The 22,727-nt window shown below is 71.5% G+C and carries 20 protein-coding genes and 1 riboswitch; of the genes, 6 read left to right on the top strand and 14 right to left on the bottom strand.

The window, feature by feature from the left end; translation table 11 throughout:
• Positions 1 to 16: 16 nt before the first annotated feature.
• The 3 genes from AB0J97_RS11180 to hpaD are packed head-to-tail and all read right to left on the bottom strand — an operon-like array spanning position 17 to position 2,297.
• Entirely contained in the window at positions 17 to 682 is a 666-nt protein-coding gene (locus tag AB0J97_RS11180; RefSeq protein WP_357693723.1) for a GntR family transcriptional regulator, read from the bottom strand.
• A complete protein-coding gene (locus AB0J97_RS11175; protein WP_364087084.1) occupies positions 679 to 1,422 on the bottom strand; it encodes an alpha/beta fold hydrolase in 744 nt (247 codons plus the stop codon). Before AB0J97_RS11175 ends, AB0J97_RS11180 begins: the two co-directional genes overlap by 4 nt.
• A gap of 14 nt (positions 1,423 to 1,436) precedes the next feature.
• Positions 1,437 to 2,297 carry a 3,4-dihydroxyphenylacetate 2,3-dioxygenase gene (hpaD, locus tag AB0J97_RS11170; RefSeq protein WP_364087080.1) on the bottom strand — a complete coding sequence of 287 codons (861 nt, stop codon included), beginning with the start codon at positions 2,295 to 2,297 and terminating at the stop codon, positions 1,437 to 1,439.
• 162 nt (positions 2,298 to 2,459) lie between these two features.
• Between hpaD and AB0J97_RS11165 the strand changes: the two genes are divergently transcribed.
• The 4 genes from AB0J97_RS11165 (at position 2,460) to AB0J97_RS11150 (ending at position 7,640) form a co-directional block, all read left to right on the top strand.
• Positions 2,460 to 3,860: a fumarylacetoacetate hydrolase family protein gene (locus AB0J97_RS11165; protein WP_364087078.1), complete on the top strand. Its 1,401-nt coding sequence runs from the start codon at positions 2,460 to 2,462 to the stop codon at positions 3,858 to 3,860.
• Positions 3,861 to 3,881: 21 nt separating this feature from the next.
• Positions 3,882 to 4,793, top strand: coding sequence for a 4-hydroxy-tetrahydrodipicolinate synthase (gene dapA, locus AB0J97_RS11160; RefSeq protein ID WP_364087076.1), 912 nt, complete (start codon positions 3,882 to 3,884; stop codon positions 4,791 to 4,793).
• Positions 4,793 to 6,259: a 5-carboxymethyl-2-hydroxymuconate semialdehyde dehydrogenase gene (hpaE, locus tag AB0J97_RS11155; protein ID WP_357693732.1), complete on the top strand. Its 1,467-nt coding sequence runs from the start codon at positions 4,793 to 4,795 to the stop codon at positions 6,257 to 6,259. Before dapA ends, hpaE begins: the two co-directional genes overlap by 1 nt.
• 121 nt (positions 6,260 to 6,380) lie before the next feature.
• Positions 6,381 to 7,640, top strand: a complete 1,260-nt coding sequence (locus AB0J97_RS11150) for a lamin tail domain-containing protein (protein WP_364087073.1) — start codon at positions 6,381 to 6,383, stop codon at positions 7,638 to 7,640.
• Positions 7,641 to 7,745: 105 nt separating this feature from the next.
• Here the strand turns inward: AB0J97_RS11150 and AB0J97_RS11145 are convergent, their stop codons facing one another.
• The 9 genes from AB0J97_RS11145 to AB0J97_RS11105 form a co-directional block, all read right to left on the bottom strand.
• Positions 7,746 to 10,499: a DUF5682 family protein gene (locus AB0J97_RS11145; protein WP_364087071.1), complete on the bottom strand. Its 2,754-nt coding sequence runs from the start codon at positions 10,497 to 10,499 to the stop codon at positions 7,746 to 7,748.
• Positions 10,496 to 11,608, bottom strand: a complete 1,113-nt coding sequence (locus tag AB0J97_RS11140) for an AAA family ATPase (RefSeq protein ID WP_357693738.1) — start codon at positions 11,606 to 11,608, stop codon at positions 10,496 to 10,498. The genes AB0J97_RS11145 and AB0J97_RS11140 overlap by 4 nt, the downstream gene beginning before the upstream one ends.
• 14 nt (positions 11,609 to 11,622) lie before the next feature.
• On the bottom strand, positions 11,623 to 12,924 hold the full coding sequence (locus AB0J97_RS11135) for a VWA domain-containing protein (RefSeq protein ID WP_364087069.1): 1,302 nt from the start codon (positions 12,922 to 12,924) through the stop codon (positions 11,623 to 11,625).
• Positions 12,921 to 14,369 (bottom strand): hypothetical protein, encoded by a 1,449-nt coding sequence (locus tag AB0J97_RS11130; protein WP_364087067.1) that lies wholly within the window; start codon positions 14,367 to 14,369, stop codon positions 12,921 to 12,923. The genes AB0J97_RS11135 and AB0J97_RS11130 overlap by 4 nt, the downstream gene beginning before the upstream one ends.
• Entirely contained in the window at positions 14,369 to 14,860 is a 492-nt protein-coding gene (locus AB0J97_RS11125) for a hypothetical protein (RefSeq protein ID WP_364087065.1), read from the bottom strand. The genes AB0J97_RS11130 and AB0J97_RS11125 overlap by 1 nt, the downstream gene beginning before the upstream one ends.
• Positions 14,861 to 15,287: 427 nt before the next feature.
• Entirely contained in the window at positions 15,288 to 15,701 is a 414-nt protein-coding gene (locus AB0J97_RS11120; protein ID WP_357693746.1) for a cupin domain-containing protein, read from the bottom strand.
• A gap of 16 nt (positions 15,702 to 15,717) precedes the next feature.
• Positions 15,718 to 16,533: a phosphoenolpyruvate hydrolase family protein gene (locus AB0J97_RS11115; RefSeq protein WP_364087063.1), complete on the bottom strand. Its 816-nt coding sequence runs from the start codon at positions 16,531 to 16,533 to the stop codon at positions 15,718 to 15,720.
• The gene (locus AB0J97_RS11110) at positions 16,533 to 17,756 is read right to left on the bottom strand and encodes a Tm-1-like ATP-binding domain-containing protein (RefSeq protein WP_364087060.1); all 1,224 of its coding nucleotides are present in this window, start codon (positions 17,754 to 17,756) and stop codon (positions 16,533 to 16,535) included. Before AB0J97_RS11110 ends, AB0J97_RS11115 begins: the two co-directional genes overlap by 1 nt.
• 80 nt (positions 17,757 to 17,836) lie before the next feature.
• Entirely contained in the window at positions 17,837 to 18,295 is a 459-nt protein-coding gene (locus tag AB0J97_RS11105; RefSeq protein WP_357693751.1) for a nuclear transport factor 2 family protein, read from the bottom strand.
• Between the two features lie 97 nt (positions 18,296 to 18,392).
• On the opposite strand from AB0J97_RS11105, the gene AB0J97_RS11100 reads away from it, so the two are divergent.
• Positions 18,393 to 19,004 carry a TetR/AcrR family transcriptional regulator gene (locus AB0J97_RS11100; RefSeq protein ID WP_364087058.1) on the top strand — a complete coding sequence of 204 codons (612 nt, stop codon included), beginning with the start codon at positions 18,393 to 18,395 and terminating at the stop codon, positions 19,002 to 19,004.
• On the opposite strand, the gene AB0J97_RS11095 is transcribed toward AB0J97_RS11100, so the two are convergent.
• Both AB0J97_RS11095 and AB0J97_RS11090 read right to left on the bottom strand, forming a co-directional pair.
• Positions 18,983 to 19,714, bottom strand: a complete 732-nt coding sequence (locus tag AB0J97_RS11095; RefSeq protein WP_357693755.1) for a CHAP domain-containing protein — start codon at positions 19,712 to 19,714, stop codon at positions 18,983 to 18,985. The genes AB0J97_RS11100 and AB0J97_RS11095 overlap by 22 nt on opposite strands.
• Positions 19,715 to 19,727: 13 nt before the next feature.
• Positions 19,728 to 19,865: riboswitch (cyclic di-AMP (ydaO/yuaA leader) on the bottom strand.
• Positions 19,866 to 20,128: 263 nt separating this feature from the next.
• Positions 20,129 to 20,476, bottom strand: coding sequence for a luciferase family protein (locus AB0J97_RS11090; protein ID WP_364087055.1), 348 nt, complete (start codon positions 20,474 to 20,476; stop codon positions 20,129 to 20,131).
• Between the two features lie 242 nt (positions 20,477 to 20,718).
• Between AB0J97_RS11090 and AB0J97_RS11085 the strand changes: the two genes are divergently transcribed.
• A complete protein-coding gene (locus AB0J97_RS11085) occupies positions 20,719 to 22,671 on the top strand; it encodes a glycosyl hydrolase family 18 protein (RefSeq protein ID WP_364087053.1) in 1,953 nt (650 codons plus the stop codon).
• The last annotated feature ends 56 nt before the right edge of the window (positions 22,672 to 22,727 follow it).

Here is a 22,727-nt window from a genome sequence, read left to right as displayed (position 1 = left end):
GGGTATGACCCGATCGTTAGCCGCGGGTGACCCGGACGTCATAGAGGGCGCCGGCGGTGTTCGTCTTGTGCGCGCAGGCGAGCCGTTCGATCTCCGCGGGGTCGGCTCCCCCGGCGATGAGGTCGAGCAGGTGCTCGTGCTCCTCGACCGAACGGCGGGCCCGGCCCGGCAGGTAGCCGAACACCGAGCGCCGCATGTGGTCCAGCCTGGTCCATTCGGCCTCCAGCAGGAAGTTCAGGTGCTCGTCGTCGCAGTGCTCGTAGACCGAGAAGTGGAAGGCGCGGTTGAGCGCGGTGAACGCGGCGGGGTCGAAGGAGTCGAGCGCCTGGAACAGCCGGGCGTTGATGTCGCGGGAGCGGGCCACGTCCGCCGGGCCCATGCGCGGGGCGGCGACGGCGGTCGCGTACCCCTCCAGGCGGGCCAGCACCTCCAGCGTGTGCCGCACCTGCGCCGCGTCGAAGACCGCGACGCGGGCGCCGACGTTGCGCACGACCTCCACCAGCCCGTCGGACTGCAGGCGGCGCAGCGCCTCGCGCAGGGGGATCGTGCTCACGCCGATCTCCCGCGCGAGGCGGTCCATGACGAGCTGGTAGCCGGGGCCGTACGTGCCGTCCAGGATGCGCGAACGCAGGATCTCGTAGCTGAGCTCCGCCTTCGACGCGACTCCGTCGGTGCTGGTCACGTGCCGAGCACCGTATCGGACGCCGTACTGAGCGCTGCGGCGATCGCGGCGCGGAACTCGGGGCCGGCCAGCGCGGCTCGGTGGTCGCCGGGGACGGTGACCAGCCGGGCGCCGGGGACCAGCGCGACGACGTTCTCGATGCCCGAGGTCATCATGTCCTGCGAGCCCGCCACGAACACCGGCGGCGTGCGCCCGGCCCAGCCCTTGGGCTCGAACGGCGTACCGCGCAGCCCCTCGACCAGCCGTACCAACCCGGCGGCGCGCTCGGGGTCGCCGCCCGAGGCGCCCGCGATCATCGACGCGATCATGCCGGTCATCGGGTCGCCCGGCTCGCCGCCCGCGACGGCCGAGCGCAGCGCCGCCACGTCGAGCGCGGCGAACGGCTCGAACGGGCTGAGCCCGCCCAGCACGACCGCGCGCACCCGGTCGGGGGCCAGCTCCGGCAGCTCCCAGGCGAGCCGGGCGCCGAGGGAGTAGCCCACCACGTCGAGCGGCCCGTCGCCGGTCAGGGCGAGCAGCGCCGCCGCGACCTCGGACGCGCCCACCGGCCCGGCCGGAACCGGGCTCTCGCCGTGACCGGGCAGGTCGGGCACGACGACCACGCGCCCGGCCGCGGCCAGTTCCGCCGCGATCCCGGTCTCCACCCAGTCCTGCCGCCCGCTGGAGGCGAACCCGTGCAGCAGCAGCACGGGCGGCGCCCCGCCGGGCCTGTCGGGCGTGAACGTCTGTACGGCCGTCATCTGCGCTGATTCCTTCATGTCGTGTGGTGGGCGGGCACGGGGAAGTCGACGACCACCTGGCCGGTGCCGCTGCTGCCGAAGTACGGGCAGAGCTGCTCGCCCCGTCCGGTGTACTCGCGCCAGCCCAGCAGCCCGAACAGCATGGCGGTGTCGGCCATGGCCCCTTCGCCGGTGCAACGCTCGTTGTAGTCGGGCAGCATGTCGAGGAACTCCGGGATGCGCCCTTCGCCCCACATCTCCAGCACCGCGTGGTCGACGTTGCGGTTCAGCTCGCTGCTCACGTCGTCGAGCAGCGACTCGGCGATCTCGTTGGGCGGGAAGGCGTGCGAGAGCGACCCGCTGGCCAGGAAGGCGACCTTCCGGTCACCGCGCCGCACGGCGCGCAGCAGGGCCTCGCCGATCCGCCGGTTCTCCTCGACGGTCGAGTAGATGTTGCAGCCGATGGGCAGGACCCGGATGCCGGCGTCCTGGTTCATGAAGTACATCGGCACCAGCGTGGCGTACTCCAGGCCCAGGTCCTGGTAGGTGTGCACGCGGGCCTTCTGGCCGCCCGCGACGATCTCCTCGCGGATCAGCTCGGCCAGCTCCGGGTCGCCCGCGTAGTCGTAGGCGAGGTCGTGGATGAAGTGCGGCAACTCATGGCTGACGTACGTGGCCCGGTGGCGCGGCTTGCCGTTGAGGTGGAAGCCGATGCTGTTCATCCAGTGGGTGTCGGCGATCAGGAACGTGTCCGCGCCGCGCTCGCGTGCCCGCCTGCCGACCTCGGCGAGGGCGAGCTCGGCGGGCCTGCGGATGCCGAAGTGTTTGCCGGGCTGGATCGACAGCCAGATCGACGGCACGTGCGTGATCTTCGCGGCGAGCACGATCTCGCCCATCACGCCACCCGCCGGCCCGCTTGGGCGGTCTGAACCATCATCCGCACTCTCCTCTCCACTGATGACGTGATGAGCATCATGTAGGCATCTGAGGGGGTTTGTCGATATTGTTCCACATGTCATAACATAAACGATGTCGTATATGATTTGGAAGGAGACGAGGTGGGACACCCTCTTGGCCTGTCACCGGGGAAGATCATCGCGGTCCATCTGAACTACCGCGGCCGGGCCGCCGAGCGCGGTCGCGTCCCTGCCGTCCCCTCCTACTTCCTCAAGCCGCCGACGTCCCTGTCCTGGTCCGGCCGGCCCGTGGTGCGTCCGGACGGATGCGAGCTGCTGGCGTTCGAGGGCGAGATCGGCGTGCTGATCGGCAGCCGCGCCCACCGCGTATCCCCCGAGCGCGCGCTGGAGCACGTGGCCGGGTACGTGGCGGCGAACGACTTCGGCGTCTACGACTTCAAGCACGCCGACCTCGGTTCCAACCTGCGGGCCAAGGGCCAGGACGGGTTCACCCCGGTCGGCTCGGAACTGCTCACCGGCGCCGACCCGGGGCGGTTGTGGCTGCGCACGTACGTCAACGGCGAGCCGGCCCAGGAGGCGTGCACCGACGAGCTGCTGTTCGGCTTCGACCTGCTGATCGCCGACCTGTCCCGGTACATGACGCTGGAACCCGGCGACCTGATCCTGGCCGGCACCCCGGCGGGCTCGACCGTCGTGCAGCCCGGGGACGTGGTGGAGGTCGAGCTGGAGGGCACGGCCCGGCTGCGCAACGAGGTCGTCGCGGGCCAGGGACCACCGGCGGCGTACGGCGTCCAGCCCAAGGTCACCGACGCGACCCGGGCCGCCGCGTACGGCGCCGCGCACCCCGCGCCCGGCCCCCTGACCCCGGAGATCGTCGCCGCGCTGCGGTCGGTCTCGACCGCGACGCTCTCCTCCCAGCTCCGTTCGCGCGGCATCGACCACCACTTCATCGAGGGCGTCCGCCCCGCCCGCCCCGACCTGCGCATGGTCGGCGTCGCACGCACCCTGCGCTACCTGCCGCTGCGCGAGGACGTCTTCGCCGAGCGCGGCGGCGGCATGAACGCCCAGAAGCGCACCGTCGAGGAGCTCCAGCCCGGCGAGGTGCTGGTGATCTCCGCCCGGGGCGAGCACGGCGCCGGCACGCTGGGCGACATCCTGGCCATGCGCGCCCTGCGCCGGGGCGCCGCCGGCGTCGTCACCGACGGCGGGCTGCGCGACAGCCCCTCCTTCGCCTCCCTCGACCTGCCCTCCTACTACGGCGCCGCGCACGCCGCCGTGCTCGGCCGCCGCCACGTCCCGATGGACTCCCAGGTGCCGGTGGACTGCGGCGGCGTGCTGGTGTGCCCCGGCGACGTGCTGGTGGGCGACGCCGAAGGCGTCGTCGTCATCCCGCCCGCGCTGGTCGCCGAGGTCGCCGGGGACGCCGCCCGGCAGGAGGACGAGGAGCGCTTCATCCTCGATCGCGTCTCCGAGGGAGCCTCGATCGACGGCCTCTACCCGCTGAAGGGCGCCTGGCGCGAGGCGTACGAGCAGCAGCGCTGACCCCCCGAGAAGGAGAACCCCATGAAGTTCCGCTCCGATCCGTCGACCGTCCGCGGATCCATCGCCCCCGTGGTGACGCCGTTCGCCGCCGACGGGTCGCTGGATCTCGGCTCGCTGCGCTCGCTGGTGCGCTGGCAGCTCGACCAGGGCTCGCACGGCATCTCGACCGGCGGGTCCACCGGCGAGCCCGGCGCCCAGTCCGTCGAGGAGCGCGTCGCGGCGATGGCCGTGGTGGCCGAGGAGACCGCCGACCGGGTGCCGTTCCTGCCCGGCACCGGGTCGGCCAAGCTCGACGAGACCCTGCGGCTGACCGCCGAGGCCGAGCGCCTGGGCGCCGACGCCGCCCTGGTCATCACGCCCTACTACGCCCGTCCCACCCAGGAAGCCCTCTACCGCTGGTACGCCACGGTCGCCGCCGAGTTCCCCGCGCTGCCGATCGTCATCTACAACGTGCCCTCCCGCACCGCCGTCGACATCGCCCCCGCCACCGTGGCCAGGCTGCGCCGCGACCACGACAACATCGTCGGCATCAAGGAGACCACCAAGGACTTCGAGCACTTCTCGCACGTGCTCAACCTGTGCGGGCGCGACTTCCTCATGTGGTCCGGCATCGAGCTGCTCTGCCTGCCGCTGCTGGCCATCGGCGGCGTCGGCTTCGTCAGCGCGGCGGCCAACCTCGCGCCGAAGACCGTGGCCCGCATGTACGAGGCGTACACGTCCGGCGACCACGCGACCGCGCTGGACCTGCACTACTCGCTGCACCCGCTGGTCGAGCTGCTGTTCGTGGAGACGAACCCGGCCCCCGCCAAGTGGGTGCTGGAGCAGCGCGGCCTGATCGCCTCCGGTCACGTACGGGCGCCCCTGATCACCCCCACCGAACCCGGCATCGCCCGGATCAACGAGCTACTGGCACAGAGCGAGGGAGTCGCCTGATGAAACTGGAGCACTACATCGGCGGCCGGCACGTCCCGAGCCAGTCCGGTGCGACCTTCACCGCGCTCGACCCGACCACGAACGAGCCGTACCTGGAGGTGTCCGCGGGCGGCGCGGCCGACGTGGACGCGGCCGTGGCCGCCGCCCAGAAGGCGTTCACCGACGGCCCGTGGAGCACGATGCCCGCCGAGCAGCGGGCCGGGACCCTGCGCGCGGTCGCGGCGGCCATCGAGTCCAGGGACGACGAGATCGCAGCCCTGGAGTGCCGGGACACCGGCCTGCCGATCACGCAGGCCCGCGGCCAGGCCCGGCGCGCCGCGCACAACTTCCGCTTCTTCGCCGACGTGATCACCACGATGGGCGAGGACGTCTACCGCGTCGGCTCCGCGCAGCTCAACTACGTCGTGCGCAAGCCGGTCGGCGTGGCGGGGCTGATCACGCCGTGGAACACGCCGTTCATGCTGGAGACCTGGAAGCTGGCCCCCGCGCTGGCCGCCGGATGCCCGGTCGTGCTCAAACCCGCCGAATGGTCCCCGGCGTCGGCGAGCCTGCTGCCGCAGATCATGGAGGAGGCCGGGCTGCCCGAGGGCGTGTTCAACCTGGTCCACGGCATCGGCGAGGACGCCGGCGCGGCGCTGGTCGCCCACCCCGACGTCCCGGTGATCTCCTTCACCGGCGAGAGCGGCACCGGGCAGACCATCATGCGCAACGCCGCGTCGTCGCTGAAGACGTTGTCGATGGAGCTGGGCGGCAAGTCGCCGCTGCTCGTCTTCGAGGACGCCGACCTGGAGCGGGCGCTCGACGCGGCCGTTTTCGGCGTGTTCTCGCTGAACGGCGAGCGTTGCACGGCCAGCTCGCGGGTGCTCGTCCAGGACACCGTCTACGAGGAGTTCGTGACGCGGCTGGCCGAGCGGGCCGCGCGGGTGCGCGTGGGCGCGCCCGACGACCCGGCCACCGAGCTGGGCGCGCTCATCCACCCCGAGCACTACGAGCGCGTCATGGAGTACGTCGCGATCGGCTCGGGCGAGGGCGCCCGCCTGGTGGCCGGCGGTTCCCGGCCCGAGCACCTGACGTCGGGCAACTTCCTGTCCGCGACGGTGTTCGCCGACGTGGCCCCGCACATGCGGATCTTCCAGGAGGAGATCTTCGGACCGGTCGTCTGCGTGACGCCCTTCTCCACCGAGACGGAGGCGGTGGAGCTGGCCAACGCGACCCGGTACGGCTTGGCGGCCTACCTGTGGACCAACGACCTGCGCCGGACGCACCGGCTGGCCCAGTCGATCGAGGCGGGCATGGTCTGGGTCAACTCCCAGAACGTGCGCGACCTGCGTACGCCGTTCGGCGGGGTGAAGGCCAGCGGCGTGGGCCGTGAGGGCGGCAGGCACAGCATCGACGTCTACACCGAGTCGCACATCGTGCACGTCGCCACCGAGGACCTGCCGATCCCCCGGTTCGGCGCCGCCTGATCCGGCACGTCCCACGCCGGGCCGATCCCGGCCCGGCGTGGGACGTGGACGCCGAGGAGTGCGCGGAGTTACGCTCCCGGTGGCCGATACGGCGGTGATGGCCATCTTTGGGGGGAACCCAATGAGCTACACACTTTTGCGCGGCAGCTTCGTGATTCGTTACCCGGACCTTCCCCGGCAGGGCCCCGAGCCCGACGGCGACACGATCAAGTTCAGGCCGGACACGCCCGCCCTGGTCGAAGGGCTGGCCCGGCCGTCCGGACGGCCGCCGGTGCTCAGCGCGCGCGGCATCTCCGTCCGTCTGGAGGCCATCGACGCGCTGGAGACCCACTTCCAGGACACCCACCAGGAGCTGACCGGTGCGAACGCCGCCCGCGACGAGCTGCTGCGCCTGCTCGGCTTCACGAACGTGCGCTTCTTCGACGACCTGCCCAACAAGGTCCGCTCCGCCGACCAGGACGAGCTGCGCGGGCACGTCCTCAGCAACGGCATCGACGCCAACGGGCGGTTGATCGGCTTCGCGTTCCCCGGCGAGCACCCCGGGCCCGACGGGCTGGCCGTGTTCCTCGACGAGGCGCTGGTGGACACGTCCGCGAACGCCAGGCTGCTGGCCACCGGGCTGACGTACCCGGCCTTCTACGCCACGCTGCCCGCGACGCTGCGCGCGCACCTGGCCGGGGTGTCGCGTGCGGCCAGGGCGCAGGCGTCGCCCACCGGCATCTGGCCGCGCTCGGCCGCCGACCCCGACGGGCCCGCCGAGGTCGGCTCCCTGGACGCGCTCACCGGGCTGGTCATGTGGCCCAAGCTGTTCCGCAGGCTGGTGCCCTACCTCGCGACCGGGGCGGCCGACCTCGACGGCTTCGACGCCTGGCTCCGGGCCGACCCCGTCAACCGGGACGACGCGGTCTTCCTGCTGGACCAGCTCGAACACGGCAACCTGCACGACGTGATCCGGGCCTCGGGCACCCAGATCCAGCTCACGGCCTGGCCGGAGGACTTCGTCATCAGCCCCGACCCGGCGCCGCCCGGCGCCACCGTCGAACCGCACCCGCCGTCCACCGGGGACGTGCTCATCGTGGCCGCGCTGCCCGACCCGCTGGGCGGCGACCGGGGGCACGAGACCGTCACCCTGCTCAACGTCACCAGCCGGGCCGTGGACCTGGCCGGATGGGCGCTGGCGGACTCGGGGGGCGGGCGCGAGGAGCTGACGGGGACGGTCGCGGGCGGGGGCGTGGTGCAGGTCGTGGTGGGCGGTCGCGGGCAGCTGCGGAACCAGGGCGACACGATCCTCCTGGTGGACCCGAAGGGCCTCACCATCGACCGGGCCACCTACAAACCCGACGCCGTCCACCCCGGCCGCACCATCCCCTTCAACCACTGATCCCGACCGAAGAACACCCACCCCGCCCTGAGCGTCCGCGGGCGCGGTTGCGCCCAGGGCGGTGGTGCCCCACCCAGAGCAGCGGCTCGGGGCAGGGTGGCTCGCTCACACCAGCAGTGCTGCCAGGGCGGTGGCCGTGGTGGGGTGGTCGGTGAGCAGGGTTTCCACCTCTCGGTGCTGGGAGCCGGTGGCGGGGGTGGCAGCCTGCCAGCCGCCCCCGCAGCCCAGCAGCCCGGCCACCGCGTCGCAGGCCACCGGGTGCCCCGCCAGCAGCTCCGCGACCGGCCCCGACGCGACCGCCGGGACCGCCTTCGGCGCGGGCGCCGCCGTACGGGCCCAGGGCGGCGTCCAGGCGTCCACCGCCGTCAGGCTGCCCGGGAACGTGCGCCCGGCCTCTCGGACGAGGACCGGCATCAGCTCCCCCGCCTGATCCCGCAGCGTCGTGATCAGCTTCGGCAGCCACGGCAGCAACACGTGGTCGGGCAGCCGTCCGAACGCCTTGGAGATCACCTCGACCACGAACCCGGACAGCGCCGGAGCCGGCTCCATCGCCTGGACGAACCCGGTGATGTACTGCGGGAACGACGGGATGACCAGCGGGTTGCCCAGCAGCTCGTCGCACCGCGACCGCAGCTCGGCCAGCGGCAGCAGCCCCAGCAGGTGCTGGGCGGCCCACAGCAGCGCCACCTTGGCCGGCGCCTCCGGATGCGACTGCCGCACCGCGATCTCCAGCTGCGCCCGGTCGCAGCCCAGCGCCAGCGCCAGCCCCTCCATCGTGAACAGGAACCCGAGCATCGCCGACACCTGCCGCACGCCGGTGTCGTCCTCGACGAACGCGGTCGGGAGCAGGGTGCAGTAGTGCGCGTACCCCTCGGTCACGAACGCCTCGCACCACGCCGGCAGCGTGGGCTCGGCGGTGCGGTAGTAGGCCAGCAGGCGGCGGATGCGGCGCAGCACGTCGGGCGCGTCGTCGACGCCGCGCTCGGCGGCGAGCAGCTCGACCGCCCGCGCGCCCAGCTCGTCGGCGATGCGCCCGCCGCCCAGGTAGAGGATGGCGTCCTCGACGGCGGCCAGCGCCACGGCGGCGGTGGCGTCCGGCTCCCAGACCATGCGCCGCAGCCGCTGTTCGACCACCTGCTCGATGGTGACGCCCTCGTAGCCGAGCTCGATGATGGCCCGCTGGTTGCGCCCGAGCGCGAGGTCCCAGCTCTCCTGGATCGACCGCTCGCCGAGCCGGCGCTCGCCCATGATCGGCCGCGCCGCGTCGCCGGGCAGCAGGAAGCGCAGCATCCACAGCAGGTCGGAGCAGGGCCGCAGCTCCGGATCGGAGTGCAGGTCGAGCAGCGCCCGCTGGATCGTGCGCTTGTCGAAGTCGACGCCGAGCGGCCGCAGCCGGTCGTAGACGTTCTGGGCCAGCGGTGGCAGCGCGTCATAGCCGACCGAGCCGATGCGGTCGCCGCCGAGCAGGATCTCGCACAGGCGCCGCACGTCGCGCCGGCCCGGCACGACGTCCTTCTCGATGCAGGTGACCGCCGCGTCCTGGAAGTCGTACGGCGTCGGCCTGGCCCGGTTGCGCATGCCGGCGAGCAGGATCGACGTCTCGAACACCGCGATGGCGTCGGCGGTGCTGGCGAGGTAGCCGTTGCGCCGGGCCAGCCGGACGATGTCCACGCTCCAGCCCAGCAGCTCGGCCTCGTCGAGCGCGTCGAGCGCGGGCGGCCTGGACAGGAACCCGGTCAGCCGGTCGGTGACCTGCGCCGGCGCGGTCGGCGCGGGCAGCTTGACCGGCCGTTTCCTGGCCCCCTTCTGCCCGCTGAGCTGGAACGGGGTCAGCTTGCTCCGCGTCACCGCCTTGGCCCAGGTCGCGGCGGCGATCGAGACCGACCCCGAGGCCAGCCCGAACTGCGCCTCGATGGCCGAGTGGCTGGAGGGGATCAGGCCGTACAGCCAGCGGGTCGCGGTACGCGGGCCGATCTCGTACGGGGCCGTGGCGGCCAGACCGAACTGCTCGACGCGGCTGGCGGCGTGGAAGGCTCCGCAGACGTACAGGCAGTCGGCCGGGTCGGCGCCCGAGGTGGACAGGTGCTCGCGCATCCTGGTCCACATGTAGCGCTCGCGCTCCTCGTCGCCGGCCAGCCGGTCGTCGTCGGGGCGCAACCGGCGGAACAGGCTGCCGATGAGGACCATGACCTGGCGGTAGGTGTCGTAGTCGGCGCCGGAGAGCGGCTGCTCGACGTACTGGTCCCACCATTCCGACCAGTGACGCACCTTGCCGTGGTGGAGCAGGTGCTCCTCCAGCTCGGCGAAGCGGGGGCGCAGGTCGCCGATCTCCACGCCGACGGCGTCGCCGTGCAGGCCGGCCTCCTCCCCCGGTTTCGCCGGCTCCTCCCGCTCCTGCGGCAGCCACTGGAAGACGTGGTCGGACGAGCGGTCGACCAGCACCAGCTCGACGCCCGGGGTCTCCAGCGCGTACGAGATGGCCTGGTACTCGGCCGACGCCTCGGTGATCGGGGCCACCACGCTCAGCGGCCCCGAACCCTTGGGGAAGCCGTCCAGCTCGGTCGCGAACGCCTGGAGCGCCACCGGCAGCCGGCAGTTGCGCAGCTCGGTCAGCAGCGGCGTCAGGTCTTCGCAGAGCTCCAGGTAGATGACCTTCGGCTGCTTCTCCCGCAGGCGGCGCACCATGGCCAGCGCCGAGGCCGGCGAATGGTGACAGACCGGGAAGATCTCCAGCTCCTCGCGCAGCGCCCGGTCGACGTCCTCCAGCATGCCGGTGAGGATGGACGACACCGCGCCGTCGCCCGCGAAGGCCGAGGCGGCCTCGCTGAGCTGCTCCTTCAGCGGTTGGAAGAGGCTCATGACAGGGTGGAGATGGCCTGGCGGCCGCCCTCGAGGAAGTCCTGCCACGGGCCGCCGTCCTTCTTGCTGCGCGGCTCGACGACACCGTGCCAGTACTTGTTGAGGATGGCCAGGTCTTCCGGGCTGCGCCGGGCCAGCGAGCCGACCAGCGAACCGGCGAGCGTGTCGGGGCGCAGCGTGCGGTCGCCGAAGAAGTGGCTGTGCAGGATCGCGTCCTCCAGCACGCCGATCTGCTCGGCCGTGGACAGCGCGGACTCCAGCTTCTCGTCGTCGCTGGTCGCCGAGGCGGCCGCGGCCCGCAGGTCGGCGAAGCTCTGCAGCAGGATGTCCAGCAGCGTGGGCGGCAGGTCCAGCTCGATCTGATGCCTGCGCAGCAGCTCCTCGGTACGGAAGCGGACGATCTCCGCCTCGCTCTTCTTGTTCGTCACCACCGGGATGCGGACGAAGTTGAAGCGGCGCTTGAGCGCGGAGGACAGGTCGTTGACGCCCCGGTCGCGGCTGTTGGCGGTGGCGATGATCGAGAAGCCGGGCTGGGCGAAGACGATGTTGTCGTCGTCGAGCTCGGGGATGGAGACGTACTTCTCCGACAGGATCGAGATCAGCGCGTCCTGGACGTCGCTGGTCGAACGGGTCAGCTCCTCGAAGCGGCCGATCACGCCCTGCTCCATGGCGTTCATGATCGGCGAGGGGATCATCGACTCGCGCGACTGGCCCTTGGCGATGACCATCGAGACGTTCCACGAGTACTTGATGTGGTCCTCGGTGGTGCCCGCGGTGCCCTGCACGACCAGCGTGGAGTTGCGGCTGATCGCCGCGGACAGCAGCTCGGCCAGCCAGCTCTTGCCCGTGCCCGGGTCGCCGATCAGCAGCAGGCCGCGGTCGGAGGCCAGCGTCACGATGCTGCGCTCGACGAAGCTGCGGTCACCGAACCACTTCTGCGGGATCTCGCGGTCGAGCCCGTCGGAGCGCTCGGAGCCGAGGATGAAGATGCGGATCATGCGCGGGCTGAGCCGCCACGAGAACGGCTTGGGGCCGTCGTCGACCGACTCCAGCCAGTCGAGCTCGTCGGCGTACTTCACCTCTGCGGGGGCGCGCAGCATGTCACTCATGGTCGGGGGTTCTCCTAGGTGAGGAAGTTCTTGAGCTCGAAGACGAGCTTGCGGACATGGCCGGAGAGCACGGGGGTGCCCAGGTCCTTGAGTTTCTGGCGGTACCACGGATCGACGCTCTGGTAGCCGGAGCTGTTGACCGAGCCGACGGGGATGAACTTGACCCCCGACCGGTGGATCGACCCGAAGTCGTTGATCAGCGAGCGGTTGTCGTAGAAGTCGGAGATCCACACCATCACCGTGTTGCGCGGATCGGCGATCTTCGGTCTGGCCAGGGCCATCGCGGCCGTGCCGTCGGTGCCGCCGCCGAGCGTCGTGCGCAGCAGCACCTCGAACGGGTCGTTCACCCACGGCGTCAGGTCGAGAGCGCGGGTGTCGTACGCGACGAGGTGCACGTCGACCTTGGGCAGGCCGGCGAAGATCGAGGCCAGGATGGTGCAGTTGACCATCGCGTCGACCATCGAGCCCGACTGGTCGACGACCACGATCAGCCGGGCCGGGGTGGTGCGGCGGGCCGTCTGCCGGTAGAAGAGCCGGTCGACGTAGAGCCGCTGGTCCTCGGGGCTCCAGTTGGTGAGGTTCTTCCAGATCGTGCGCTCGATGTCGAGGTTGCGGAAGACCCGCTTCGGCGGCACCGACCGGTCGATGACGCCCACGCTGGTCTTCTCCACCTGCGTGCGCAGCACCTCGGCGACCTCGTCCACGAACCTGCGGATGAGGGCCTTGGCGTTGGCCAGCGCGACGCCCGACAGGTTGGACTTGTCGCGCAGCAACTGCTCGATGAGCGACATGCTGGGTGTGAGCTGCCTGGCCAGGGCCGGGTCCGCCAGCACCTCGCGCAGGCGCATGCGCTTGACGAGGTCGCCCTCGATCATGGCGAGCACGGCGGCCAGCTCCTCGTTGCCCGGCCCGTTCCTGAGGCCGCCGGGCTCGCAGCCCATGCCCTTCTCGAACCAGCCGGCGTCCTGCTTCCAGCGGGCCAGCTGACCCGCCGAGACGTCGCCCGTGCCGGTGGAGAACACGTTGAGCAGCAGCTTGGAGACCAGCGCGGCGCGGCGCACCTCGCCGCCCTCCTCGTGCTCCTTGTCCGCCATCAGGTCCTGGAGCTCGTCGCCCAGCTCGGGAAAACGCTGGACGAGCGTGTCCACCGACACGCCGGGGTCGAGCAGCGCGGGCGGCAGCTCCAGGTCGCCGACGATGCCCATGCTGGCCGTCTCCAGCGCGGGCTGCTCGTCGGCCGAGAACAGCCGCGACATGAGCCGCCAGTACAGCACTTGACGCCTGGTCTCGTCGGCGCTCGTGGTGGGTTCGGTCATTTCCGCAGCAGCCGTCCTGCCCGTTCGCGCAGCACGGCGACCACGTCACCGGCCTTGGCCTCGGCCTTGACGACCTTGGGGTCGGTCGGGCCCGTCGCCCAGTCGCCGTTGTGCACGGTGACCGGCTTCTTCTTGACCGTGGCCTGGACGGCGAGCGGCTGCAGCAACCACCTGCCGCCGTCGCGGCGCACCAGCCCGATGCACGCCGAGGACGCGGCCACCAGCTCCGGCGTGAGCGGGCAGCTCGTCGGGAGCCGGTCGAGGTCGAGGGTGAGCTTGTTGCCGCCCAGGTCGAGGACGTGCCCGTCGACCGTGTACCCCTCGACCAGCACCGGCTCGGCGATGCGTACGGGATGGCGGTCGAGCGGCGGCGTGGCCGGGGCCGACGCGCCCGCGAGCTGAACCCGCGCGGTGGTGAACGGATCGGCCTCGGCCCCCGTACGGGCGCGGTCGTCGTGCCACAGCAGGTCGCCGCCGGGCAGCAGCGGCATGCCGTCGATCTCCACGGACCGGTGCTCGGCCAGCGCGCCCATGAGCACGGGCCGGCCGCCGAACAGCCGCCACACCGACGGCCCGACGATGGTGTCGACCTTGGCCGCCGCGACACTCGTCCGCACCAGCCTCGCCTGCCCCCCGGCCTCCTCCAGGACGCCGTGCACCTGCACGCGGACGACCGTGGCATGCTCGTGCACGTCGGCGCCGAGGATCAGCAGCCGCCCCGACACCGGCTCGGGCACGCCGTGCCACGGGCCGGACTGGGCGAGCAGCAGCCCGCGCGTCCACAGATCGGCCCACCGCCTGACCGGCACCCTGTCCATGGTCGCCACCGGGGACGACGCCCGCAGCTCGGCCGCCAGCCCGTCGAGCAGGACGGCGAGCCCGCGTGACCCGGGCACCGCGAGCAGCGCCTCGATCACCTGGTCACCGCCGGAGACGAGGTCGTCGTCGACGCCCCGCCAACCGGTGATCGCCAGCTCCCGCAACCACACCCGGCACCCGGCCAGCACGTTCTCCGGCACCCCACCACCGGACGCCGCCCCTGCATCGACCTCCGTCGCACCGCCGACAGACGCCGCCCCTGTGTTGGCGTCAGTAGTGGCGGCCGAAGGCCAGGAGGTGCGGCTGCGGCCCAGTGCCTGGTCGAGGCGGGCGAGCAGGGCGTCGTGCACCGCGCCGAACAGCGCGGCACGCCCCCCGGCCAGCGCCGCCAGATGCTCGTCGGCGACCGACCCCGCGGTCACCTTCTCCGCCGCCTCGGCCAGCCGGTCGCCGAGCGGGGAGCCCGCGAGCGCCCCCGCCAGCGCGGCCAGCGCCGCCGCGTCCTCCTCCGCGACCCGGGCGAACCCGTGCCCGAGCGCTCCGTCGAACCCCGCGACGAGCGCGAGCGCCTCCTCCACCCCGGCCGGCCCGTCGCCGACCAGCTCCCCAAGCTGTACGTCGAGCATCACCGCACCTCCCCCATCGCCGGGAACCAGTGCAGCTCGGCCAGCGGCTCGGTGCTGTCCGGCACCTCCAGGTAGGCCAGGTGGCGCAGGAACCGGCTGAACACCACGGCCGCCGGCGTCCGCTGCGGGGTCCCGTTCAGCGCGCTCATCAGGCCGGCGCCTTCGGGCACCTCGACACGCAGGTAGCGGGCCACCCGGTCGAGGCCGTACTGCAGCACGGCCTCGTCGGCCAGCATGCGGATGTGCTTGCACGCGTAGCCGTGCAGCGCGCCGCACGGGCGGTTGTTGTTGGTGCTGCAACTCAGGTCATGGGTGCCGGCGGCGATCGACGAGACGTAGACCCGCTCGATGTCGGACCCGCTCGACACGACCCCCTGCAACCTGCCGTCAGCCAGCTCGACGAAGGGCACCTTCGCCAGCTTGCGCGGCTGGACCGGCGGCACCACCCGCACGACGCTGCGCTGCTCCCACGCGGTTTCGTCCGCGTCCAAGATCTCGACCTCCAGTCCGACGGCATGCTCACGCCGACAGCCAACTTCGATGGGCTTGATCAACAGATCCGGAAATCTACCGGAGGCCACCGACATACCGGGGCCGAACGATCATCTGGCCAGTACGCCTCCCGCGGCGGCCGGCGGCGCGTTCGTCAGGGACACGCTCGGCGCCCGCGTCACCGAGCAGATCATGCCGGACAGCGGCCGGATCCCGGCCCAGTGGCGGCACTTCGCGAACAAGTCCTACGACCTCGTCTGCACCGACGACCGGTCCGGCTCCAGCGGCCGGCTGCACCACATCGCGTTCGCCACGAACAGCCGGGAGGACATCCTGCGGACCGCCGACCTGTGCCTCGACCGCGGCGGCTTCATCGCCGGAGCCGAGGTCAAGCAGCCCGGGCGCTCCGCACCCGGCCTACGCCGTTCACGGCGTGACGGCCGTCCAGGTCGGGTGGTCGCCGGGGGTGAGTTCCGTGAAGCCGGGGAGGTCGCGGAGTGCCGCTTCGGCTCCGCCCGGCGTGTACGTCGCGATGATCCGCAGCGGCCGCCACCCCGTGTTGAACGTGGAGTGCAGCGTGCCCTTCGGGATGTAGATCGCCTCACCGGCCCTGACCGGGAACTCCGGGTCGTCGCCGACGGTCTGCCGCCCCTCGCCCTCGATGACGTAGAGGACCTCGTCGGAGTCCGGGTGGAGGTGGCGTTCGTGCCCCTTGTTCGGGTTGATGATGACCTCGCCGAACGTGGAGGACGCGCCCGGCACGGCGTCGGGCGTCACGTGCCATTTGATGGCCCCCCAGTCGAAGAGCATCGTGGGAAGGGCGTCCGGTCGTCGGTGCATGGCGGGTTCCTCCCGGTCAGAGCTGCTTGAAGGCGCGGACCTGCTCGGCGATGGCCCGCTCGGCGGGCAGGCGTTCCATCGAGGACGCGCCGAAGAAGCCGGCGATGCCGACCGTCTTGTCCTGGATGTGGCGTACGTCGTCGGGCTCGGCGATGGGGCCGCCGTGGCACAGGACGATGATGTCGGGGTTCACGGCGACGGCGGCGTCGCGCATCTCCTGGATCCGTACGGCGGCCTCGTCGAGGCTGATCGCGGTGACGGCGCCGATGCTGCCCTTGGTGGTCAGGCCCATGTGCGGGACGAGGATGTCGGCGCCCGCCCGCGCCATGGCCGTGGCCTGCTCGGGGCTGAACACGTAGGGGGCGGTGAGCAGGTCGCGCTCGGCCGCCAGCTTGATCATCTCGACCTCCAGGTCGAAGCCCATGCCGGTCTCCTCCAGGTTCGCCCGGAAGACGCCGTCGATCAGGCCGACCGTCGGGAAGTTCTGGACGCCGGTGAAGCCCATGCGCTTCAGCTCGTCGAGGAAGTGCGGCATCAGCCGGAACGGGTCGGTCCCGCACACCCCGGCCAGCACCGGCGTGTCCTTGACGACCGGCAGGACCTCGCCCGCCATCTCCACGACGATCGCGTTGGCGTCGCCGTACGGCATCAGGCCGGCGAGCGAGCCGCGGCCGGCCATCCGGAACCGCCCGGAGTTGTAGATGATGAGCAGATCGACCCCGCCCGCCTCGGCGGATTTGGCGGACAGCCCGGTGCCGGCGCCGCCGCCGATGATCAGCTTGCCTGCCTCCCGCTGGGCGCGCAGCCTCCGTAGTGCCTCGTCGCGATGCATCAGGCCCCCTTCTGGATCAGTTGGTGCAGCCGGTCGGCGGCCGCCACGGCGAACTCCGCGCTGTTGATGTCCTGGTCGCTCTGGACGACCTCGACGGGGCTCCCGGCGACGGCCGCGAGCACGGCGTCGAAGCAGGCCGCGTCGGCCCGGGGGTCGTGGAACGGCCCGCCCTCGACGTCGACGGCCGAGACGCCGCCGCGCGGCACGAACAGCGTGACGGGCCCGGAGGCGCGGGCCAGCCGCTCGCCGATCGCCCGCCCGATCTCGGCGTTCTCGGCGGGGGTGGTGCGCATGAGCGTCACGGTGGGGTTGTGGACCAGGAGCTGCCGTGACCTGAAGCGGTCCGGCACGGTCTCCATCGGGCCGAAGTTGACCATGTCGACCGCACCCAGGCTGACGACCTGCGGGACGCCGGCGTTCCCCGCGGCGGTCAGGCGGTCGGGGCCGGCCGACAGGACGCCGCCGACGAGCTCGTCGGCCAGCTCGGTGGTGGTCAGGTCGAGCACTCCGGCGAAGTGGCCGCCCGCCGCCAGCGCCTCCATGGCGCGTCCGCCCGAGCCGGTGGCGTGGAAGACCAGCACCTCGTAGCCCAGGGACTCCAGCCGGGCCCGCGCGGCGTCCACGGCGGGCGTGGTGACGCCGAACATCGTGGCCGCGACCAGTGGTTTGTCCGCGCCGGACGGCTCGGCGCCGGCGTCGTACGAGGCGGCCATCGCGCTGATCGCGGCGGCGGCGTTGGCCAGGATGCGGCGGGAGATGGAGTTGACGCCCGCGACATCGACGACGCTGTACATGAGCGTCACGTCGGTCTCGCCGACGTAGGCGGACACGTCGCCGCTGACCATGGTCGACACCAGCAGCTTGGGCAGGCCGACGGGCAGCGCCCGCATGACCGCGGCGGCGATGGACGAGCCGCCGCTGCCGCCCAGCGCGAGCACGCCGCCCAGCCCGCCGCGGGCGTGCAGGTCCTTGGCGACGGCCGTGGCCCCGGCCGCCATCGCCGCGAGCGCGGCGCCGCGGTCCCCCGCGCTCCTGAGCCGGTCGAGGTCGGTGCCGGCGGCCCGCGCGACGGCCTCGGCCGGGACGTCGGCGGCCAGCGCGGAGGCGCCCATCACGCCGGTGTCCATGAGGACGACGTCCTGCCCGGCCCGGACGATCAGATCGCGGACGAGGGCGTACTCCTCCCCCTTGGTGTCGAGGGTGCCCAGCAGCAGAACCGCCATGTCAGACCTCCTACGATCGGCTCCTCGACCTTACCCGTTGATCTCCGGGCGGGCTGTCACATGCCGGAGCGGTCGCGGGGTCACCGGACGCCGAGGACGTCCACTCCGTGCTCGGACAGGGGGCGGGAGCCGAAGATGCGGCGTTCGTCCTCCGTGATGGGGACGTCGTTGATGCTGGCCTCCCGGCGGCGCATCAGCCCGGACTCGTCGAACTCCCACTGCTCGTTGCCGTAGCTGCGCCACCACTGGCCGGTGGCGTCGCGGGACTCGTACTGGAAGCGGACGGCGATGCGGTCGCCGGTGAACGCCCAGAGCTCCTTGCGCAGGGCGTAGTCCAGCTCCCGATCCCACTTGCGGCGCAGGAACGCGGCGATCTCGGCGCGGCCCGTGACGAACTCGCCGCGGTTGCGCCACACGGAGTCCTCGGTGTAGGCGAGCGCGACACGTTCGGGGTCGCGGGTGTTCCAGGCGTCCTCGGCGGCCTGGACCTTGATCCGGGCGGTCTCCTCGGTGAACGGCGGAACGGGCGGGCGTGTCATGTGATGTCCTCTCATATCGAGAGAACGGGCGTTCTCCCGGGGTGTGCGATAGCGTAGAGAACGAGCGTTCTCCGCCGCAAGCACCTGGAGGAGTGTCATGGATCACGAGCAGCTGCTGCTGGACGCCGCGGGCGACCTGTTCTACCGCCGCGGCGTGCAGGCGGTCGGCATGGACGAGATCCGGGCCGCCTCCGGCCTCTCGCTGAAGCGGCTCTACCAGTGCTTCCCGTCGAAGGAGGCGCTGGTCGTGGCGTACCTGCGGCGGCGCGACGAACGCTGGACGGCCTCGCTCACCGCGTACGTGACGGACGCCGGCGACCGCATCCCGGCGGTCTTCGAGTGGCTGGAACGCTGGTTCACCGAGGACGACTTCCGCGGCTGCGGCTTCGTCAACGCCTTCGCCGAGCTGGGCGCCGGTTCGGCCGCCGTCCGTACGGCGGTGCGCGCGCACAAGGAACGCCTGCGCGCCTACCTGAGCTCGCTCGCCGAGAAGGCGGGCGCCGGCGATCCCGGCCTGCTCGCCGAGCAGTTGCTCACCCTGATCGACGGCGCCACCGTGACCGCGATGATCTCCGAGGACCCCGGCGCCGCCCGCTCGGCCGCCCAGGCCGCCGCCACCCTGGTCGACCAGCACACACGCGAAAGAGCGCACCCCCCGCAGGGAGTGCGCTCTTCACAGGAGGGAGATCAGGCGGCGTACGACGGGTAGCCGTAGCCGACGACCTGGGAGGCCGGGCGGACGCGCTCCTCGACCTTGCCGTTGCCGGTGTTGCCTTCGATCGTGGAGATCGTGCCGTCGCCGTTGTCCTTGACGACGAAGCCGACGTGCTGGATGTCGCTCAGGCTCTTGCTGCCGCTCCAGGAGAAGAAGACGACGGCGCCGGGCTTGGCCTCGGTGCCCCAGCGGCCGTTGGAGGCGAACCACTTGGCGTGCGAGACGGTGTAGGCGTCCCAGCCGACCTGCGGGCGGGCGCCGGTCTGGTCACCGACCCAGGAGACGAACATCGAGCACCATGCGGCGTTCACGTAGTCCTGGCGGCTGCCGCCGTCACGGGCGACGGTCTCGGCGGCGCGGGGCGAGCCGGCGTACCACTTCTGGAACTTGGTGCCGCCGCCGTTGGCGTCCTCGGAGACGCCGACCTGGGCGCGGGCGGTGGCCAGGACCTGGGCGGCGGTGACGTTCACCTTGCCCTTGGCGCTCTCGTCGGTGGCGCGCTTGTCGGCCACGGTGGCGACACGCGGCTGGGCGGCGGCCACGCCGGCGACCTTGGCGGTCTGGGCGGCGGTGCCGGCGGTGGCGTGGACGGTGTCGGCGTTCACTGCCGCGTGCGTGCCGAGCACGCCGGCGACGGCGGTCGCGCCGAGGGCGATCTTGGCGAGGTCGAGCTTGTAGGCACGGTGAAGACGGTGCTTGGCCATGAGGGATTACTCCTTGTGCTTCCGTGCCGCTTGCCGGGTTAGCTGACGGGTTCGGGCGGGAAGCTGCCCTACGGCACCGTGGTGCCGATTCACCCCGATGGACACATGGGTCCCCGGTTCCGCGCACAGGCGGATTCAGCGGTCTCTGGTCAGGCAAAGGGCTGACGCATCGTCTTCCCGGGCCCAGGAAAGGGCCTGAAGGTATATCTGCGACGCCCGGACGCGGTGTATCCGCGCCGACTCTGTACAACACGGGTCCCACTGGGGTAATTCCCCGGCAATGACATCCCTACCTGGGACGTCTCCCCGTTCGGCTGTGTACAACCAAGCTACCCGGCGAGTAATTCCAGGGCAAATGGAGGGCATTGTTCGGACGGTGCGTAGGAGAAACGCTACGCACCGCGAAGAATCGTTTCAGGCCACGTGCGCCTTTATCGCCACGCTCGTGAGGGCCAGCAACAATTCCAGATCGGGCTCGGCGTCGACCTGCACGGCGACCCAGGCGCGGTCGCGGCAGGCATGGACCTGATCGCACGCCTGCAAATAGGGCTCCAGGCGTCCGATGGCGGGGGCGGTGAGCCGTACGTGGACCTCGTCCCGGCCGGCCAGGCGCAGGATCTCGGTTCCGTGTACGGCGAAGGCGACCTGTCGCCCGGTGCCGCTGACGTTCAGCGACGGCCAGGACCGTAACTCCGCGACCGCGCGGACCACGTAAGGTCCGCGGCGCGTGGGCGTCCGCCGCCAGGCGGAGATTCCTGCCACGCTCCCATGCTGGGCCACGGCTCACCCCGCCGTCAGCCCCCGTTCCTGAACCGTTATCCCCTCGTGAACGGGCACATTCGGGGTCTGACCGGCACGATTACGGACGCCTGACCGATACGTATTGACGCTCCCGCAGGCAGAGGCTACCGTCGATTCACAACTTAAAGGAAACTTTCCTAATAGTTTCCCCAGAAGTCTCCCATCCCACTCCCCACACACCCCCCAACGGATGTCGGAGCGACATGAAACACACCATTCTGAGCAAGGTCCTGGCAGGAATGGCGGCATTGGCCCTGCCCCTGACCGCGGCCGTCGCCGTCCCACCGATCGCCTCCGCCAGCACGGTGGCCTTCGCGGCGGCCTGGGCCCCGTGGACCGCGTACACCGCGGGCACGGTCGTCACCTACAACGGCGTGGACTACGTCTGCCTCCAGGCGCACACCTCCCAGCCCGGCTGGGAGCCGCCGAACGTGGCGGCGCTGTGGAAGGTCTCCGGCGGCGGCGGCAGCGACACGACCGCGCCGTCGGTGCCGGGCAACCTGCGCTCGACCGGCGTCACGAACAACAGCGTGGCCCTGGCCTGGGACGCCTCCACCGACAACGTGGCCGTCACCGGTTACGAGATCTACCGCGGCGGCACTCTCGTCACCACCGTCACGGGCACCACGTACAACGACACGGGCCTCACCGCGAGCACGGCCTACACCTACACCGTGCGCGCGCGTGACGCCGCCGGCAACCGCTCGGCCAACAGCAACCAGATCACCGCCACCACCACGGGCGGCGGCGGCGACGACAAGACCCCGCCGACCGTGCCGGGCAACCTGCGCTCGACCGGCGTCAGCAGCAGCAGCGTCTCGCTGGCCTGGAACGCCTCGACCGACAACGTGGCCGTCACCGGTTACGAGATCTACCGCGGCGGCACTCTCGTCACCACCGTCACGGGCACCTCGCACACCGACAGCGGCCTCAGCGCCAACACGTCCTACACCTACACGGTGCGCGCGCGTGACGCGGCCGGCAACCGCTCGGCCGACAGCAACCAGATCACCGCGACCACCACGGGCGGCGGCGGTGGCGGCAACAAGGTGCTGGGCTACTTCGTCCAGTGGGGCATCTACCAGCGCGGCTACCACGTCAAGAACATCGACACCAGCGGCTCGGCGGCCAAGCTGACCCACATCAACTACGCGTTCGGCAACGTGCAGAACGGGCAGTGCACGATCGGCGACAGCTACGCCGACTACGACCGCTTCTACCAGGCGGGCGAGAGCGTGGACGGCGTCGCCGACACCTGGGACAACGGCGCGCTGCGCGGCAACTTCAACCAGCTGCGCAAGCTGAAGAAGAAGTACCCCAACCTGAAGGTGCTCTTCTCCTTCGGCGGCTGGACCTGGTCCGGCGGCTTCGGCCAGGCGGCGCAGAACCCGACGGCCTTCGCCGACTCCTGCTACAAGCTGGTGGAGGACCCCCGCTGGGCCGACGTCTTCGACGGCATCGACATCGACTGGGAGTACCCGAACGCCTGCGGCCTGACCTGTGACACCAGCGGCGCGGCGGCGTTCAAGAACGTCATGTCGGCGCTGCGCTCGCGCTTCGGCGCGAACAACCTGGTCACCGCGGCCATCACCGCCGACGGCAACGACGGCGGCAAGATCGACGCGGCCGACTACGGCGGCGCCTCCCAGTACGTCGACTGGTACAACGTCATGACGTACGACTTCTTCGGCGGCTGGGACGCGCAGGGCCCGACCGCCCCGCACTCGCCGCTCACCACCTGGGACAAGATCCCGATCCCCGGCTTCTACACCGACAACGCCATCCAGAAGCTCAAGAGCAAGGGCGTCCCGGCCGCGAAGCTGCTGCTCGGCATCGGCTTCTACGGCCGCGGCTGGACCGGCGTGACCCAGGCCGCGCCCGGCGGCACGGCGACGGGCCCGGCGCCCGGCACGTACGAGCAGGGCATCGAGGACTACAAGGTCATCAAGACCCGCTGCCCGTCCACCGGCACGGTCGCGGGCACGGCGTACGCCTACTGCGGCAACCAGTGGTGGAGCTACGACACGCCGAGCACGATCGGCGGCAAGATGGGCTACTCGAAGAGCCAGGGCCTCGGCGGCGCGTTCTTCTGGGAGCTCAGCGGTGACACCACCAACGCCGAACTTCTCACGGCCATGAAGAACGGCCTCGGATAAGTTCGCACGTCAGGGCCGGTCCCGGGTTTCGGGGCCGGCCCTTCGCCGTGTCCGGC

This window comes from Nonomuraea sp. NPDC049607, assembly GCF_040675375.1.
In the GTDB taxonomy this organism is placed as follows: Bacteria; Actinomycetota; Actinomycetes; order Streptosporangiales; family Streptosporangiaceae; genus Nonomuraea.
The sequence above is the reverse complement of the archived record's forward strand: the minus strand, read 5'-3'. Positions and strand labels throughout refer to the sequence as shown.

Excerpts from the sequence above, each read along its gene's own strand:
- AB0J97_RS11175 (WP_364087084.1), bottom strand. The coding sequence starts at position 1,422 with ATGACGGCCGTACAGACGTTCACGCCCGACAGGCCCGGCGGGGCGCCG.
- hpaD (WP_364087080.1), bottom strand. The coding sequence starts at position 2,297 with ATGGGCGAGATCGTGCTCGCCGCGAAGATCACGCACGTGCCGTCGATC.
- dapA (WP_364087076.1), top strand. The coding sequence starts at position 3,882 with ATGAAGTTCCGCTCCGATCCGTCGACCGTCCGCGGATCCATCGCCCCC.
- hpaE (WP_357693732.1), top strand. The coding sequence starts at position 4,793 with ATGAAACTGGAGCACTACATCGGCGGCCGGCACGTCCCGAGCCAGTCC.
- AB0J97_RS11150 (WP_364087073.1), top strand. The coding sequence starts at position 6,381 with ATGAGCTACACACTTTTGCGCGGCAGCTTCGTGATTCGTTACCCGGAC.
- AB0J97_RS11145 (WP_364087071.1), bottom strand. The coding sequence starts at position 10,499 with ATGAGCCTCTTCCAACCGCTGAAGGAGCAGCTCAGCGAGGCCGCCTCG.
- AB0J97_RS11140 (WP_357693738.1), bottom strand. The coding sequence starts at position 11,608 with ATGAGTGACATGCTGCGCGCCCCCGCAGAGGTGAAGTACGCCGACGAG.
- AB0J97_RS11135 (WP_364087069.1), bottom strand. The coding sequence starts at position 12,924 with ATGACCGAACCCACCACGAGCGCCGACGAGACCAGGCGTCAAGTGCTG.
- AB0J97_RS11130 (WP_364087067.1), bottom strand. The coding sequence starts at position 14,369 with ATGCTCGACGTACAGCTTGGGGAGCTGGTCGGCGACGGGCCGGCCGGG.
- AB0J97_RS11120 (WP_357693746.1), bottom strand. The coding sequence starts at position 15,701 with ATGCACCGACGACCGGACGCCCTTCCCACGATGCTCTTCGACTGGGGG.
- AB0J97_RS11115 (WP_364087063.1), bottom strand. The coding sequence starts at position 16,533 with ATGCATCGCGACGAGGCACTACGGAGGCTGCGCGCCCAGCGGGAGGCA.
- AB0J97_RS11110 (WP_364087060.1), bottom strand. The coding sequence starts at position 17,756 with ATGGCGGTTCTGCTGCTGGGCACCCTCGACACCAAGGGGGAGGAGTAC.
- AB0J97_RS11105 (WP_357693751.1), bottom strand. The coding sequence starts at position 18,295 with ATGACACGCCCGCCCGTTCCGCCGTTCACCGAGGAGACCGCCCGGATC.
- AB0J97_RS11100 (WP_364087058.1), top strand. The coding sequence starts at position 18,393 with ATGGATCACGAGCAGCTGCTGCTGGACGCCGCGGGCGACCTGTTCTAC.
- AB0J97_RS11095 (WP_357693755.1), bottom strand. The coding sequence starts at position 19,714 with ATGGCCAAGCACCGTCTTCACCGTGCCTACAAGCTCGACCTCGCCAAG.
- AB0J97_RS11085 (WP_364087053.1), top strand. The coding sequence starts at position 20,719 with ATGAAACACACCATTCTGAGCAAGGTCCTGGCAGGAATGGCGGCATTG.